The organism is Amycolatopsis sp. VC5-11 (assembly GCF_037034185.1).
Classification (GTDB): domain Bacteria; phylum Actinomycetota; class Actinomycetes; order Mycobacteriales; family Pseudonocardiaceae; genus Amycolatopsis; species Amycolatopsis nivea.
On sequence record NZ_JBAGKF010000009.1, the window covers coordinates 67,671 to 82,477 of the forward strand.

Sequence of the window (14,807 nt, forward strand, 5' to 3'; positions counted from 1 at the left end):
CGAGCGCCTCCAGCCAAGCCCGAGCCAGTACATTTTCCGTACAAGACGACTCGGGAGGGCCCATGGGCACACCGGCGGCCTCGCTCGCGAAGGCGCGGCGGCGGTTCGAGGGCGCCGACTGGGTGCGCTGGGGCGTGCTCGCCGTGCCGGCCCTGTTCGCGATCCCGAACGCGCGCCCCTGGTCGTGGCCGCTGATCGGGCTGGTCCTCGTCCTGTCCGTCCCGGCGCTCTGGCTCACCCGCGAGTCGCGGCCGCGCTGGCTGATGCCCGCGACCATGATCGCCGTCGTCGCGGGGGCGGGCGCGCTCTGGATCCTGCAGCCGGGCAGCTGGACCTCGACGACGATGTTCGGCGCGACCTTCTACGCCCTGCGCGTCTCCGGCCGGATCGCGGCGGCGATCTCGCTCGCCGCGGCTTCGGCGACGATCCTCACCTGGTCGATCGTCTACGACCTCGACTGGCTGAACGCTGTCGCGCTCTTCGCGATCCTCGTCGTGATGGTGCTGCTCGCCGCCAACCGCCGGAGTCGCGCGGAACGGCTGGAACAGACCGAGCTCGCCCTCGCCAGGGCCCAGACCGCCAGCGAGGAGCACGCCCGCGCGGCCGCCCTCGCCGAACGCACGCGCATCGCTCGCGAGTTGCACGACGTCCTCGCGCACTCGCTCGCCGGTCTCGCGCTCAACCTCCAGGGCGCACGCCTGATGATGGTTCGCGACGGTGCGAGCGAAGAGTCTCTCGCGCAGATAGAACGCGCGCAGAAGCTGGCAACCGACGGTCTCGCCGAAGCACGCAAGGCTGTCGCTGCGCTGCGCGAAGACGCCGTACCCGTCGAGCGCTCGGTCTCGGACCTTGTCGCCGCGTACAGGCTCGACACCGGCTCTCGCGCCGACCTCGTGGTCGAAGGCGAGCCCCGCGAGCTGGACGCAGCTGTCGGCACGACGCTCGTACGCGCCGTACAGGAAGCCCTCGCCAACTCGCGCAAACATGCCGCAGGTCCCGCTGTAGACGTCACGGTGGTCTTCAAGAACGAAGAAGTCGACTTAACGATCATCGACCACCAGGGCCGCCGTCCGCCGGAGCCGCCGTCGCCGGGATACGGTTTGCGAGGCATGGGCGAACGGGTCGCGCTGTTGAACGGGAAGCTCGAATGCGGCCCTGGGGAGGACGGATGGCGGATTCAGCTGACGGTGCCAGCGTGACGCTGCGCGTAGTGCTGGCCGACGATCAGGCTGTAGTGCGCGAAGGCCTCGTCACGCTCCTCGGGCTGCTGCCCGGCATCGAGGTGGTAGGCGCGGCCGTAGACGGCGTACAGGCTCTCGAGCTGGTCGCCGAGCATCAGCCGGACGTACTGCTCGTCGACCTGCGCATGCCGCACCGCGACGGCGTCGAGACGACTGAACTGGTGCGCGCGCAGCATCCGAAGACCGAAGTCGTCGTCCTCACCACGTACGCCGACGACGACTCCCTGCTCGCCGCGCTCAAAGCCGGCGCGCGCGGGTTCCTCACCAAAGACGCCGACGCCGAAGCGATCGCCCGCGCTCTCCGCTCAGCGGCGGCTGGTCAGTCCACTGTGGACGGCGCGCTCCAGCAACGGCTGGTAGCCGCCGCGACGAGCCGCGCGCCGGTGCGCACGAAGGAGCTGGAAGGCCTCACCGCGCGCGAGGTCGAGGTGTTGCGGCTGATCGCGGCCGGCCTGTCGAACACGGAGATCGCGCGCACCCTCGTGGTCAGCGAGGCGACGGTGAAGACGCACGTCAACCACCTGTTCTCCAAGGCAGGCCTGCGCGACCGCGCGCAGGCCGTCGCCTTCGCCTACCGCGCCGGGATCGCCGAGTAGAACGCCTTCTTCCCGCCGACGATCGGCAACGTCACCGTCGTCCCGGTCAGATCCAGCGACAGCCCGGCACCCGGCTGCGGCCGCAGCGTGAAGTCGTGATCGCTGGACGCCAGCACGAACTCCAGACGGTGTCCGGCAGCCACGATGTAGTCCTTCGGCATCAGCGAAACCTCGATGCGGTACCGCTGTCCGGGGGTGATCGGCGAGGTGACCGACGGACTGATCCGGTTCTGCGGATCCGTCCAGCCGCGGCTGATCACGTGGGAGGTGCCGTCCGGCGCGCGGTCCAGCAGCACCGCGGTGACATTCGCGGCCGGACGATCGAACGACAGCCGAAGCTCGGCCTTCGCGGTGCCGGACAACCGGACCGGCTCCGTGGTCGCGGAAGTGCGGTAGCGCAAGCGGTTCGCGGACGACGCCGCGTCGGCGAGCTGTTCGATCTTCTTGCTCGCGTCGTCGGCCAGCGTTTCGACGGTCGGACGGCCGGGCACAGGCTGCCGGTCGAGTGCCCCGGTCGAACGTCCGCCCGGCCACGGGTGCAGCTCGACGTCGGAAGTGCCCGGCGCGGGCCAATCGGCCTCGTCGACCCACGACTTGTCCTCGCGCTGAATGGTCGCCTTCGGCTCGCGTTCGATGCCGTTGTCGACCCCGTAGAGGTAGTGCGACATCCACTTGTTCAGCGTCGTGAGCCAGACGTCGCGGCGCAGCGAAATCGGGTCCGCGTGGCCGGACTGGTGCAGCCAGATCTTGTGCTCGACGCCGTGCTTCTTCAACGCTTCGTACCAGGTGGCGACCTGTTCGGTCTTCACGTTCCAGTCGTTCAGCCCGTGCACCGCGAGCACCGACGCGTGCACCTTGCCGACGTCGTTGCGGTAGTTCCGGACGTCCCAGAACTTGCTGTAGTCCCCCGTCAGCCGGTCCTGCGCGGCGGTGAGCCCGTCGAGCACCGGACGGCAGACCTGCTGGTCAGCGCGCGAGTAGACGTAGCCGGCGAGCACGTCCGTGTCCTCGCCCTGGTAGCCGCCGGGGGCCACGACCGCGCCGGCGTTGCGGTAATAGCCGTACCAGCTCGAAATGGCGGCGATCGGCACGATCGTCTCGAGCCCTTCGACGCCGGTGCTGGCCACCGCGTTGGGCAGCGTGCCGTTGTACGACACGCCCATCATGCCGGTCTTCCCGGTGCTCCAGTTCGCCGCGACGGGCGCTCCGGCCTGGTTGTGCGCGGCAGCGCGGCCGTTCAGCCAGTCGACCACCGAACGCGCGCCGATCGTCTCGTTCACGTCGCCCGTCGTCGGGCAGCCGGTGGACAGCCCGGTGCCGAGGGATTCGCCGTACACGACAGCGAATCCGCGCGCGGTGAAGTAGTTCTGGTAGCTCCAGCCGATCGGTGCCGCGACGTGCGGACCCGGCACGTACAGCTCGGTGTCGACGTTGTGGTTGGGTACGTCGTTGCCGCCCGCGAAGTACGGGCTCGCTTCGTACACGACCGGCACCTTCATGCCCCGCTCCGTGGCGCGCGGACGCACCACTTGCGCGTGTACGAGGTCAGGCTTGCCGTCGTGGTCACTGTCGACGGGCGCGGTGACCCAGACGTCTTCGCGGATGACGTCAGCCGGATCGAAGACCGGCTGCGCCTGGCCGTCGGTGAAAACCGGCGCTGGCGGCGAAGCAGCTTCAGCGACCGCGGGCACGGACAACGTGGCCACTGCGACGAAAACGGCAGCGACCCGAGCGGCAACTCCCACCAGAACCCCCAAGCTGGACGAAGCAGGCGAGCAAGTTGAGAGTTCCGTCAACCGCAACTCGCGTCAACCGACTAACGTCGGAGCCATGGACGCACCGATAGTCACGGTCACGGTCTATCCGCAGCACGCGCGCGTCACCCGCCGCTGTCAAGTCACTCCGGCCGACGGGCCCCGCGTAGAGATCACGGGTCTCCCCCTGTCGCTCGACGCTGCTTCAGTGCGCGTCAGCGGCGCGGGCGACGCGTTGGTCACGGGCGTCGATGTCGCGTACGCGCAACACGCCGCGCCTGCAGACCCAACGCTGCGCGCGCTCGTGGAGCAGCGTCGCGCAGACCAAGCGACTGTCGACGAGGTTGCGGACGACGAAAGCGCAGCGGCGACGCGCGTCGACCTGTTGACGGGCGTCTCGCGACGCAGCGGAGCAAGCTTCGCGAAGGCGTTGGCTGGCGGCGACGCGGAACCGGGGCGTGTCCAGGAAGTGAGCGAAGCGCTCAGCACGCAATTAGCCGCAGCGCTCAAGGAACGTCGCGCGCTCGCCACGAGGCTGGAACGGCTGCGCGAAGACCTCGCCGCGCTAGACCGCCAGATCGAAACTCGCAGCGCACAGTCCGAACAGGACAGTTCGACCATCGTGGTGGAGCTGGAATCCCCTGCCACCGCGGAAATCGAACTGTCCTATGTGGTCCCCGGCGCACGCTGGGAACCCGGGTACGACGTGCGGGTGCGCGGCACCGACGTCACCGTCACCTCGTACGGGCTGGTCAGCCAGCACACCGGCGAGGACTGGCCGGAGTGCGAGCTGACGCTGTCCACCGCGCGCCCGGCGAACACCGTCGTGATCCCGGAACTCCAGCCCTGGTACCTGGATCGGCAGCAGCCGGAACGGCGCTCGATGGTGCCGCCCGCACCCGCCGCGATGGCGGCCTACGGCGGTGCCGCACCCGCTGGTCGGGACGGCTTCGCCGCGCACCTCTCCGAAGTCGAGCAAGGCGCCACCGCGGTCACCTTCCGGCCCGCCCGTCCGGTCGCGATCCCGTCCGGCGCGCAAGGTCACCGGACGACGCTCGCGCAGCTGGACTTCACCGCGGAACTGGACTATGTCACCGCGCCGACGCAGGCCGAGGAGGCTTATCTGCGCGCGAAGGTGGTCAACACCGGCGAGCACACGCTCCGCGCCGGTCGCGCCGCGGTGTTCCACGAAGCCGAATTCGTCGGCAGCACGCAGCTGGAACTGTGGGCTCCTGGCGAGGAACGCGAACTCGCGCTGGGCGTCGACGACCGGATCCGCGTCGAACGCGAACTGGTGAAGCGCAGCGCCAGCAAGGCGACGTTCTCCGCGCAACGCCGCCGCGAAGCCGATTACCAGACGACGGTGACCAACCACAGCCCCCGCGAAGCCGTGGTGGCCGTGCTGGACCAGGCCCCGGTCTCGCGGGACGACGCGATCACTGTGCGGGACCTGCGGCTCAGCCCGGAGCCGGTCGAGCGCACCGAGCTGGGCCAGTTCACCTGGCGGCTCACGATCGCGCCCGGGGCGTCCGCGACGGTCTCGCTCGGCTACCGGGTGGACGTCGCGAAGGGCGTCGAACTCAGCGGCTGGCGCGAGTGAGCGCTCAGCCCTGCGAGATGTAGGCCTCCAGCTGTTCCTGGCTCTGTTCCAGCTGCTCCATCCGGATCTTCACCACGTCGCCGATGCTCACGATGCCGGCGAGGCGCCCGCCGTCGAGCACCGGCACGTGCCGGATCCGCCGTTCGGTCATCACGACGCTGAGCTGGTCCACCGGATCGTCCGGGGTGCAGCTGGCGACCATGGTGGTCATGATGTCCGCGACCGGCCCTTGCAGGACGGCCGGCCCGTGGTCGTTGAGCTTGCGCACGACGTCGCGTTCGGACACGATCCCGGCGATCCCGCCCTCGGCGTCCACGACGACCATCGCGCCGACGTTGTGCCGGGCGAGTCCCGCCAGCAGCTCGGCGACCGTCGTCCCCGGCGACACAGTGGCGACCGTCGCGCCCTTGCGCTGAAGCACATCCGCAATCCGCATGGCGATGCCCTCTCCTCGGTGAGTCGGGTCACATCAGGTTAGGGCCCCGGTGCCGACTGCGAAAGTCCAGCGGGACGCGTCCGTTCGTGGTAACGGGCTCAGCCGTCGAACACCCGGCGCAACCGGGCGAGACCGGGTCCGATCTCCTCCGCCGCGATCGCGCCGTAGCCGAACAGCAGCCCGTGCCGCCGCGACGCCACGGAGAAATCGCCGAGCGAAAACAGCCGCACGCCCGCCCCGGACGCCTTCCGCGCGAAGCCGCGCAGATCCCGGTCCGCCGACGCGCTCAGGTGCAGACCCGCTGACGCGGGAACCGGCTCCAGCACGTCGGCGAATTCCGCCCGGAGGCGGTCGACGAGGAGGTCGTGGCGGGCGCGGTAGATGCCGCGCATCCGGCGGACGTGCCGGGCGAACCCGCCTTCCGCGATGAACGCCGCGACCACCGCTTGTTCGATGCCCGGGGAATGCCAGTCGGCGAGGTATTTCGCCTTCACGATCGCTTCCGCCAGAGCGGGCGGCGCGGCGAGAAAACCCAGTCGCAGCGCGGGCGACAGGACTTTCGAGAACGAGCCGACGTAAACCACCCGGCCGTGAGAATCCAAGCTGTGCAACGGTTCCAGCGGTCGCCCGGAGTAGCGGAACTCGGTGTCGTAGTCGTCCTCGACCACGACTGCGCTGTTGTCCTCGGCCCAATCGAGCAGCTCTCGTCGGCGAGACGGCGACATCGCGACACCGAGCGGGTACTGGTGCGACGGCGTCACGTGCACCAGTCGAGTGCCCCGCGGGATCGCGTCGACCACGAGGCCCTCGTCGTCCACCGGAACCGGCGCGACACGCACTCCGAGCGTGCCCAGCAGCAGGCGCGGCGGCGGGTAGCCGGGATCCTCGACGGCAGCCAGGTCGCCGGGTCGCAAGAGGACGCGGGCGACGAGGTCGATCGTCTGTTGCGCGCCCGAAGTGATCACCAGGTGCTCCGGGCGCACGCGAACGTTCCGGGACACCGCGAGGTGCCGCGCGAGTTCGGTGCGCAGCCGGGGATCGCCCTGGGGTTCGCCGTAAGTCATCAGTTCGGCGTGGGAGCTGCGCAACGCCTGGGTCGTCAGCCGACGCCAGGTGTCGAACGGAAACAGCCGCACATCCGGTACTCCGGCACGGAAATCGAACTCCGGCGGGTTCGTGAACGCTTTCGGCGGCGCGGGCACGTCTGTCCACTCTGGACGCGGTTGGACGCCCTCGGCGAACCCGGTCGGTTCGGCGGGCCGCGGCGCGGCACCGGCGCGCACGTAGGTACCTGCGCCGACTCGGCCGGCGAGGAATCCTTCCGCGGTGAGGCGTTCGTACGCCGCGGTGACGGTGGTGCGCGAAACCGCCAGCTGGCGTGCCAGTTCCCGGGTCGGCGGCAGCACGTCGCCGTCGCGCAGCCGCCCGTCGAGCACCGCTTCGCGGATCTGGCGGTAGATCTCGTCGCGATGGCCGCGAGCGCCGGACAGGTCCAGGTGCAGGTCCACGCGTCCAGCCTAGATTGGTCCACCGCAGTTGGCCCGGTTTTGGCTCTCTTCCTGGACCGATCTGGCGGTTAGCGTGAGCCTATGACCACGTTCGACCTCGACCGGCAGTCCCTGCTCGTTCTCGACCCGATCGTCTCGAAGATCACCGCGGCGGACCTCGACCGGCCTACCCCGTGCGCCGGCTGGACGCTCGCCGACCTGCTGCGCCACCAAATCAGCGAAAACCACGCCTTCGCCGAAGCAGCGCGCAACGGCTCCGCGAAGGACTGGGACAGCGGTCAGCTCGGCGAAGACCCGTACGCCGCGTACGCAGCTTCGGTGACCGACTACCTCGCTGCGTACGGAGAAGCCGACGTCGCGGAACGAGAGATCGCCATCAACACCTTCGGCACCTTCCCGGGCACAGTCGCGATGGGTATGCACCTCGTCGACACCGTCGCGCACGGCTGGGACCTCGCCAAGACCCTCGGCGTCGCGTACCACCCGGTGCCGGACGCAGTGCACGCCGTGTGGAAATCCGCGCTCATGATCCCGACCGACCCGAAGGAACGCGTCGAACGCGGAGCCTTCGCGCCGGTGGTGCCCGTCGACACCGGCGAAAGCGAACTGAACCAGTTCCTGGGCCGGCTGGGCCGCGACCCGCAGTGGCGCGTCAGCTGACCTTGTCCGCCGGGGCCGACCAGGTGTCGCAGGCAGCAGGGCCGGCTCCGGTGTAGCCGGCCTTCGCCCAGGCCAGCTGGTTCGCGCGGGTGCCGTGGTCGCCGCTGTCGTCGGCGCGGCCGTAGTCGGCGACGGCGGCGTTCGCGGTGGCCCGGCTGATCGACCCGCGGTCCGCCGCGGCGTTGAGGAACAACGCGCCGAAACAGTTCGCCTGGAGCTCGATCCGGCGCACGACCGCCTTGTCCGCGTCGCTGCTCGGTTCGGGCGAACCCATCTCCGTGCTCGCCGCGTCGAGGATGCCGCTCTCTCGCTGCACGTGATGGCCGTACTCGTGCGCGAGCGTCGCCAGATGGCGGGCTCGGCTCAGCCCGGCGTCCGACAGCATCCACTCGGTGGGCGCGTAGATCGTGGCGTCGCCGCCGCAGTAGTACGCGACCGCCTCGTCCCGGGACGGCGCGCTGCCGCACGCACTGGTCTTCGGCAGGGTGACCGACACCTTGACCGGCAGGTTCGGCTCGTCCGCTTTGTCCAGCGCGGGCTGCCACGCCTGCTTCAGGCAGCCCACGAGCGCGGTGTAGAACGTCTTGAGCTGCTCCGGGTCCCGGCTCAGGTCCGGCAGGTCGCACGACACCGGGCCGAGCGCGACGCCCTCGGCCAGCAGCGGGTTGCCGCTGAGCTTGCGCACCGGTTTGGCGTCCTGGCGGTCCGGCATCGCATCGGCGTCCGGGGCCGCGATCGCGTGCCCGGACACCTCGTGCGGCACCACGGCCATGAGCGCGAGCGTGACCGCGACGATGGCCACCGCCGCCACGGCGCCCAGCGCTTTGCCCGCCTTCCGGCGCGGCGGCGGCTGCGGTGCTGCGGGAGGCCACGGGCCTCCGGCGTAGTACGTCATTCCTCCCCCTCCCGACCAGCATACGGAGACCGCGCGCGGGCCTGGATCACGAAACGGGAACGCCGGGATCCTGGCCGGATCCGCGAGCGGCAGCGAGACTGGACGCTATGACTGTCGAAGATCCGTACCTGTGGCTTGAAGACGTGACGGGCGACGAGGCGCTCGAATGGGTCCGTTCGCGCAACGCGGAGACGCTCGACGCGCTCACCGCGAGCGAGAGGTTCGGGCAGCTGCGGGACTCGATCCGCGAGGTGCTCGACGCGGGCGGGCGGATCCCGTACGTCGCGCGCCGGGGGACGCACTATTACAACTTCTGGCAGGACGCCGACCACCCGCGCGGGCTGTGGCGGCGCACCACGCTGGAGCAGTACCGCACGGCCGAACCGGACTGGGAGATCCTGCTCGACGTCGACGCGCTCGCCGCGGCCGAGGACGAGAACTGGGTCTGGAAGGGCGCCGCGGTGCTGCGTCCCGGGCACCGGCTCGGCCTGGTCCAGCTGTCGAGGGGCGGCGCGGACGCGACCGTCGTCCGCGAGTTCGACCTCGACGCGCACGAGTTCGTGGAGAACGGCTACACCCTGCCCGAGGCGAAGCACCGGATCGGGTGGATCGACGCCGACCGGGTGTACATCGGGACGGACTTCGGCCCGGGCTCGCTCACCACGTCCGGCTATCCGCGGCTGGTGAAGGAATGGCGGCGCGGCACCCCGATCGAGGACGCGGTGCTCGTCGCCGAGGGCAAGCCGGACGACGTCGCGGTGATGGCGTACCACGACCCGACCGAGGGTTTCGAACGCGATTTCGTGCGCCGGGCGATCGATTTCTACCGCACCGAGTACTTCGAGCGGACCCCGTCCGGGCTGGCCAAACTGGACCTGCCCGAGGACGTCGAGGTGTCCACGCACCGCGAATGGCTGCTCGTGCACCCGCGCAGCGCGTGGACCGTCGGCGGCGCCGAACACCCCGCGGGCACGCTGCTCGCGATCGGCTACGAGGCGTTCAAATCGGGCGACCGCGAGTTCACCGCATTGTTCACCCCGGACGCGCACACGTCGCTGGACTACTACACGTGGACCCGCAACCACCTGCTGCTCGCGACGCTGCACGACGTCAAGTCGGAGCTGCGCGTGCTGACGCCCGGCCCGGACGGCTGGGCCGAAGCGGAACTGGGCGGCGCGCCGGAATTCGGCAGCGCGCAGATCGTCGACACCGAACCGGACGTCGACGACGAGTACCTGGTGGATTCCTCCAGCTACGTCCAGCCGTCCACGCTCACCCGCGGCGTCGTCGGCGGCGACGTCGAGGTGCTGAAGCAGGCGCCCGCGTTCTTCGACGCGGCCGGGATCGAGGTCAGCCAGTACTTCGCGACCTCGGACGACGGCACGAAGATCCCGTACTTCGTCGTCCGCCCGCCGGGCGCGGAAAACGGCCCGACGCTGCTGTACGGGTACGGCGGTTTCGAGGTTTCGCTGACCCCTTCGTACGGCGGGGTCGTCGGCCGGTCCTGGCTGTCGCGCGGCGGAACGTACGTGGTCGCGAACATCCGCGGCGGCGGCGAATACGGCCCGGAATGGCACATGCAGGCGGTGAAGGAGAACCGGTACAAGGCATTCCAGGACTTCGCCGCGGTCGCGCGCGATCTCGTCTCGCGGGGCATCACGACGAAGGAACGGCTCGGCATCCAGGGCGGCAGCAACGGCGGGCTGCTCATGGGCGTCATGCTCACCCGTTACCCGGAACTGTTCGGCGCGATCGTGTGCCAGGTGCCGCTGCTCGACCTGAAGCGCTACCACCTGCTGCTGGCCGGTGCGTCGTGGATGGCTGAATGGGGCGACCCGGACGTCCCGGAGGAGTGGGAGTACATCTCGAAATACTCGCCGTACCAGAACGTTTCCGCGGACGGCCAGTATCCGCCGATCCTCTTCGTCACCTCTACCCGCGACGACCGCGTGCACCCTGGGCACGCGCGCAAGATGTTCGCGCGGATGCAAGAACAGGGCCACGACGTGGAGTACTTCGAGAACATCGAAGGCGGCCACGGAGCGGCGGCGGACAACGAACAACTCGCGTTCCGTTCAGCGGTCGCGTACGAATTCCTCTGGTCGAAGCTTTCCTAGACCAGCCCCCGGGGCCGCGCCCGCACGCGCGGCCCCGGGCGGATCGACGGTCCTCTGCGGACTTCCGCGAGCGCCCGCTCGAACCGCGCCCAGGCGTCGGTGACGAACGCCAGCCACGGCACGCCGAGCCGCCGCAGCGCGCGCCCGTGGCCGACTAACACGCCGCCGGTTTCCAGAATCGCTTTGGCTCGCCATCTCGCACTCGCTGAGATTCTTTGCCGCCGCAACAGGTCCACGTGATAGCTGAGCCGCCGTTCCACCCCGGCGAACACCCGGGCGGCGACCTCCACGGTGACCGGGTCGCGGGTGCCGTCCCGCAACGCGCTGTAGTAGCCGAGCGCGAGCACGTCGGAGATCAGCTGGCTCATCACGTCGCTTTTCGCTGACTGGCTTGCGGTTTCGAGAAGCCTCAGCTCGTCCGGCGGGTGCCGGAACCTCCGGACGCTGCGCGCCACCACCGGATCCAGCGGAACCACGCTCCCCCACACCGGCCGCGGCCGGACCTTCCGTCGCCGCGCCTCCGCCTCGAACACCGCACTCCAGTCCACGGCGGCCATGCTGCCGCCCGGATGTGCCGGTGCCGCGGGGAGAATGTGGAGATTCAGTGGGGGGAGAGCTCGCACCCGGTCTTGTCTCTGTACCTACTAGTATGTACGGTGAGCTTATGTCCACGAGAGACCAGCTCATCGCGAGCACTCAGGACCTGCTGTGGGAGCGGGGGTACGTCGGCACCAGCCCGAAGGCGATCCAGCAGCGCGCCGGGGCCGGGCAGGGCAGCATGTACCACCACTTCACCGGCAAGGCCGACCTGGCGCTCGCCGCGATCCGGCAGAACGCCGACGACCTGCGCGCCTCCGCCGAGGCAGCGTTCGCCCAGGGCACGACGGCGGTCGAACGCGTTTCGGCTTACCTGCTGCGCGAACGGGACGTCCTGCGCGGCTGCCCGGTCGGACGGCTGGCGCTGGACCCCGAGATCGTCACGAACCCGGAATTGCGTGCGCCGCTGGAGGAAACGTTCGACTGGCTGCGCGGTCGTCTCGCCGAAGTGCTCGCCGAGGGCATCGCGAACGGCGAACTGCCGAGCGACCTCGACCCAGCGGCAACGGCAACCACGCTGGTCGCGGTGCTGCAGGGCGGGTACGTCCTCGCCCGGTCGTCCGGGACGGTCGAGCCGTTCGACCAAGCGATCCGCGGCGCGCTCGCACTCCTCGAGCGGCGGTGACGTCGATGTACGCCATGCAGTACGAGATCGATTTGCCCGCTGGATACGACATCGAGCACCGAGTCGCGACCCGAGGCCACCGCACTGACGCGTTCCCCGGCTTGGGACTCAAGGCGTATCTGGTGCGCGACAACCAGTACGCGCCGTTCTACCTGTGGGCCGACACCGCCGGAATGAGCCGATTCCTTTGGGGAGGCGGCGGATTCGACGGCATAGTCCAAGACTTCGGCCGACCGCCAGTGCACCATTGGACCGGCGCGCGCTGTCTTCCCGGCCCAGCGCGCGCGACCGCCCCGGAGTTCGCGACTAAACGCGTAGGGCAGTTTTCGGAAGACATCGACCGCGAATTAGTCGAACTCGCGCAGCTGTCCCAAAACCCAGCCGTGCACACCACCGCACTGGCCATCGACCCGCAGCGCTGGGAAACCGTGCGCTTCACCCTCTGGACCACCATCCCGGACGAGGACAGCGACGTCCAGTACCGGGTGCTTCACCTGTCCCGCCCCGAAATCGACCAGCTGAGCTGAGAGGTCCCCATGCCGCTCGTCCGCATCGACGTGCTGTCCGAACCGAACGCCGACCGTCTCCCCGCCATCGGCGAAGCCGTGCACCAGGCGATGACCGAAACCATCGACGTCCCCGCCGACGACCGGTTCCAGATCCTGAACAGCCACGCCCCGGGCCGATTGCGTTACGACCCAGGCTATTTCGGCGTCCAGCGCGACGACGACATCGTGTACATCGCCATCACAATGCGCGCCGGCCGCACCAACGAACAGAAAACCGCGTTGTACCGGCGAGCGACCGAACTCATCGCCGAAGCGACGGGGATCGAACCGCGGAACGTGTTTTTCAGCCTCACGGAAAACCACGAGATGGACTGGTCGTTCGGCGAGGGTGTCGCACAGATGCTGTCTTGAGGCCGCCCAGCGCGGGTCACAACAGGATGACGGTGCGCTCGCCCGGCTCGTCCCGGTGCGCCCAGGCAGCTTCGACCTGGTCGAGCGGGAACACCCGCGGGCGCACCGCCATGCCGCCCGCGGCGATCGCGGCGACGAGTTCGGTGAACTCCCGGTGCATGACCTGCGGGTCCACCGCGCCGAAGCCGCTGCCCAGGATCCGGCACGCGTTGGAGCGCAAGGCGTGCCCGGACAGGATGATCGAGTCTCCGCCCATGCCCCCGATCTGCACCCAGTCGAGCAGGCGGGTGTGCTGGGTACGCGCTCCGAGGACGGCACGCATGGCGAGTTCGGTCGGCGGCCCCCACACGTAGTCCAGGACCACGTCGACCTCCGCGGCGGCCTCGGCTAGCGCGGCCGCCGTGGCGTCCTCGTCGGGCACGAGCTGAACCACTGCGTCCGCACCCTGGTCCGCGAGTTCGTCGAGACGAGCGCGGTTGCGTCCGGCGGCGACCACTCGCCCCGCGCCGAGGTGCTTGGCGACCTTGACGGCCGTCGAGCCCGCGTTGCCGGTCGCGCCGTGCACGAGAACCGACTGCCCGGCCTCGAACGGAACGCGGGTGCGCAGCGCACCCCACGAGGACAGCGCGGGGTTCATGGTGGCAGCGAGGAGTGCGGGATCAGTGCCGTCCGGGACGGGGATGGCGGAGGCCGGATCGATGGCGATCCGCTCGGCCAGCGTGCCGGCGCCCATGAGCATGACGTAGCCGAGACTGCCGTCAGGCCGGCGGACGACGGCGTCCGCACCGGCCAGCGCGGGCAGAGTCTCGGGACTCGTGTAGTGCTTGCCAGCAGCGATGCCGCGGGTGGCGGGGTGCACGCCGACGGCGAGGACGTCCACCGTCTCCTGGCCGGAAGCAGCCTCGGGAGCGGGGATGGAACGGAAACGCGGCGGTTCGTCGAAGGACTCCACCAGTGCGGCGTTGATCATGGACATGCGGACTCCCCTTGCGCGGTCGACCACCGTTTAGAAACGGTCTCGTATCTTATAGCTCGAGCGTACGACCGCCCGTTAAGATACGCAAGCGGGTCTAACCGACCGGCTGAACGCGACCGTCCGGAGGGCAGTGGTGAGCGAGCAACGGCGCACGGAGGGCACTCCCACCCGGCGCAGGGGCGCTGCCCTGGAAAACGCGCTCCTCGACGCCGCCTGGGAGGTGCTGGTCGAGCAGGGCTACCACGGCTTCACCTACGAGACCGTCGCCGCGCGGGCGGGAACCAGCAAACCGGTGCTCTACCGGCGCTGGCCGCAGCGCGAAGACCTTCTCATCGCCACTCTCGCCCGGCACTGGCGTCCCCTCGACCTTCCCGACACCGGCAGCCTCCGCCAGGACGCCCTCGCCGTCCTGCGCGCGGTCAACGCCGAGCGGTCCCGCCTGGTGATCCTCCTGCGCATTCAGCTGGCGGACTACTTCCGCGAAACCGGCACCAGCTTCGGCGACCTGCGCAGCCGTCTCCGGCTCGCGGACCAACCGCCCTTCGCGACGCTTGTCGACCGCGCTGTCGAGCGCGGTGAGCTGACCGAGGCGCCGCGGTCCGAACGCGTGGTGAACCTGCCCTTCGACCTGGTGCGCCACGACATGCTGATGACCATGGGCGCGGTGCCGGACGCGACGATCGTCGAGATCGTGGACCGGGTGTGGCTGCCGCTGCTCGGCCTGAATCCCCATGACACGCAAGCAGAACTCTGAACGGCACTCCCCCGTTCTGCGCTGACGCCTTTTGTGCGCACTGAGCGAGGCGCTCGCGTTTACCGAGGCGGACCTTCAATCGAGAAAGGGGGGCGCGGCATTGCCGCGCCCCCCTTTCTCAACGACCG

15 protein-coding genes are annotated in these 14,807 nt (G+C 69.6%); 9 read left to right on the plus strand and 6 right to left on the minus strand.

Annotated elements, in window-relative coordinates; all coding sequences use genetic code 11:
• Nucleotides 1-62: 62 nt before the first annotated feature.
• A complete protein-coding gene (locus WA670_RS25780) occupies nt 63-1,199 on the plus strand; it encodes a sensor histidine kinase (RefSeq protein WP_336159110.1) in 1,137 nt (378 codons plus the stop codon).
• Nucleotides 1,196-1,837: a response regulator gene (locus WA670_RS25785; RefSeq protein ID WP_037810105.1), complete on the plus strand. Its 642-nt coding sequence runs from the start codon at nt 1,196-1,198 to the stop codon at nt 1,835-1,837. Before WA670_RS25780 ends, WA670_RS25785 begins: the two co-directional genes overlap by 4 nt.
• Here WA670_RS25785 and WA670_RS25790 read toward each other — a convergent pair.
• Nucleotides 1,813-3,543 (minus strand): Xaa-Pro dipeptidyl-peptidase, encoded by a 1,731-nt coding sequence (locus WA670_RS25790; RefSeq protein WP_442893132.1) that lies wholly within the window; start codon nt 3,541-3,543, stop codon nt 1,813-1,815. The genes WA670_RS25785 and WA670_RS25790 overlap by 25 nt on opposite strands.
• Nucleotides 3,544-3,667: 124 nt before the next feature.
• On the opposite strand from WA670_RS25790, the gene WA670_RS25795 reads away from it, so the two are divergent.
• Nucleotides 3,668-5,191, plus strand: a complete 1,524-nt coding sequence (locus WA670_RS25795; protein WP_336159112.1) for a DUF4139 domain-containing protein — start codon at nt 3,668-3,670, stop codon at nt 5,189-5,191.
• Nucleotides 5,192-5,195: 4 nt separating this feature from the next.
• Here the strand turns inward: WA670_RS25795 and WA670_RS25800 are convergent, their stop codons facing one another.
• Together WA670_RS25800 and pdxR are read right to left on the minus strand one after the other, a co-directional pair.
• A complete protein-coding gene (locus tag WA670_RS25800) occupies nt 5,196-5,627 on the minus strand; it encodes a CBS domain-containing protein (protein ID WP_037809798.1) in 432 nt (143 codons plus the stop codon).
• A 98-nt stretch (nt 5,628-5,725) separates the two neighbouring features.
• Nucleotides 5,726-7,135, minus strand: coding sequence for a MocR-like pyridoxine biosynthesis transcription factor PdxR (gene pdxR, locus WA670_RS25805; RefSeq protein ID WP_336159113.1), 1,410 nt, complete (start codon nt 7,133-7,135; stop codon nt 5,726-5,728).
• An 81-nt stretch (nt 7,136-7,216) separates the two neighbouring features.
• Between pdxR and WA670_RS25810 the strand changes: the two genes are divergently transcribed.
• Complete coding sequence (locus tag WA670_RS25810) at nt 7,217-7,795, plus strand: TIGR03086 family metal-binding protein (protein WP_336159114.1); 579 nt, start codon at nt 7,217-7,219, stop codon at nt 7,793-7,795.
• Here WA670_RS25810 and WA670_RS25815 read toward each other — a convergent pair.
• Nucleotides 7,788-8,690 carry a neutral zinc metallopeptidase gene (locus WA670_RS25815; protein WP_134668620.1) on the minus strand — a complete coding sequence of 301 codons (903 nt, stop codon included), beginning with the start codon at nt 8,688-8,690 and terminating at the stop codon, nt 7,788-7,790. The genes WA670_RS25810 and WA670_RS25815 overlap by 8 nt on opposite strands.
• Nucleotides 8,691-8,797: 107 nt before the next feature.
• Here WA670_RS25815 and WA670_RS25820 point away from each other — a divergent pair, with 107 nt between their 5' ends.
• Nucleotides 8,798-10,807 (plus strand): prolyl oligopeptidase family serine peptidase, encoded by a 2,010-nt coding sequence (locus tag WA670_RS25820; protein ID WP_336159116.1) that lies wholly within the window; start codon nt 8,798-8,800, stop codon nt 10,805-10,807.
• Here the strand turns inward: WA670_RS25820 and WA670_RS25825 are convergent.
• Complete coding sequence (locus tag WA670_RS25825) at nt 10,804-11,364, minus strand: hypothetical protein (protein WP_238607603.1); 561 nt, start codon at nt 11,362-11,364, stop codon at nt 10,804-10,806. The two genes, WA670_RS25820 and WA670_RS25825, sit on opposite strands and share 4 nt — an antisense overlap.
• 107 nt (nt 11,365-11,471) lie before the next feature.
• On the opposite strand from WA670_RS25825, the gene WA670_RS25830 reads away from it, so the two are divergent.
• Genes WA670_RS25830 through WA670_RS25840 form a run of 3 tightly spaced genes read left to right on the plus strand, consistent with a single transcriptional unit; the run spans nt 11,472 to nt 12,949 of the window.
• On the plus strand, nt 11,472-12,029 hold the full coding sequence (locus tag WA670_RS25830) for a TetR/AcrR family transcriptional regulator (RefSeq protein WP_037809788.1): 558 nt from the start codon (nt 11,472-11,474) through the stop codon (nt 12,027-12,029).
• A gap of 5 nt (nt 12,030-12,034) precedes the next feature.
• Nucleotides 12,035-12,556, plus strand: coding sequence for a DUF4865 family protein (locus WA670_RS25835; RefSeq protein WP_238607604.1), 522 nt, complete (start codon nt 12,035-12,037; stop codon nt 12,554-12,556).
• A 9-nt stretch (nt 12,557-12,565) separates the two neighbouring features.
• Nucleotides 12,566-12,949 carry a tautomerase family protein gene (locus WA670_RS25840; RefSeq protein WP_336159117.1) on the plus strand — a complete coding sequence of 128 codons (384 nt, stop codon included), beginning with the start codon at nt 12,566-12,568 and terminating at the stop codon, nt 12,947-12,949.
• Between the two features lie 16 nt (nt 12,950-12,965).
• Here WA670_RS25840 and WA670_RS25845 read toward each other — a convergent pair whose 3' ends face one another.
• Nucleotides 12,966-13,925, minus strand: coding sequence for a quinone oxidoreductase family protein (locus WA670_RS25845; protein ID WP_336159118.1), 960 nt, complete (start codon nt 13,923-13,925; stop codon nt 12,966-12,968).
• 130 nt (nt 13,926-14,055) lie between these two features.
• Between WA670_RS25845 and WA670_RS25850 the strand changes: the two genes are divergently transcribed.
• Nucleotides 14,056-14,679, plus strand: a complete 624-nt coding sequence (locus WA670_RS25850) for a TetR/AcrR family transcriptional regulator (protein ID WP_442893130.1) — start codon at nt 14,056-14,058, stop codon at nt 14,677-14,679.
• The last annotated feature ends 128 nt before the right edge of the window (nt 14,680-14,807 follow it).

Excerpts from the sequence above, each read along its gene's own strand:
- WA670_RS25780 (WP_336159110.1), top strand. The coding sequence starts at position 63 with ATGGGCACACCGGCGGCCTCGCTCGCGAAGGCGCGGCGGCGGTTCGAG.
- WA670_RS25795 (WP_336159112.1), top strand. The coding sequence starts at position 3,668 with ATGGACGCACCGATAGTCACGGTCACGGTCTATCCGCAGCACGCGCGC.
- WA670_RS25800 (WP_037809798.1), bottom strand. The coding sequence starts at position 5,627 with ATGCGGATTGCGGATGTGCTTCAGCGCAAGGGCGCGACGGTCGCCACT.
- WA670_RS25810 (WP_336159114.1), top strand. The coding sequence starts at position 7,217 with ATGACCACGTTCGACCTCGACCGGCAGTCCCTGCTCGTTCTCGACCCG.
- WA670_RS25815 (WP_134668620.1), bottom strand. The coding sequence starts at position 8,690 with ATGACGTACTACGCCGGAGGCCCGTGGCCTCCCGCAGCACCGCAGCCG.
- WA670_RS25820 (WP_336159116.1), top strand. The coding sequence starts at position 8,798 with ATGACTGTCGAAGATCCGTACCTGTGGCTTGAAGACGTGACGGGCGAC.
- WA670_RS25825 (WP_238607603.1), bottom strand. The coding sequence starts at position 11,364 with ATGGCCGCCGTGGACTGGAGTGCGGTGTTCGAGGCGGAGGCGCGGCGA.
- WA670_RS25830 (WP_037809788.1), top strand. The coding sequence starts at position 11,472 with ATGTCCACGAGAGACCAGCTCATCGCGAGCACTCAGGACCTGCTGTGG.
- WA670_RS25835 (WP_238607604.1), top strand. The coding sequence starts at position 12,035 with ATGTACGCCATGCAGTACGAGATCGATTTGCCCGCTGGATACGACATC.
- WA670_RS25840 (WP_336159117.1), top strand. The coding sequence starts at position 12,566 with ATGCCGCTCGTCCGCATCGACGTGCTGTCCGAACCGAACGCCGACCGT.
- WA670_RS25845 (WP_336159118.1), bottom strand. The coding sequence starts at position 13,925 with ATGTCCATGATCAACGCCGCACTGGTGGAGTCCTTCGACGAACCGCCG.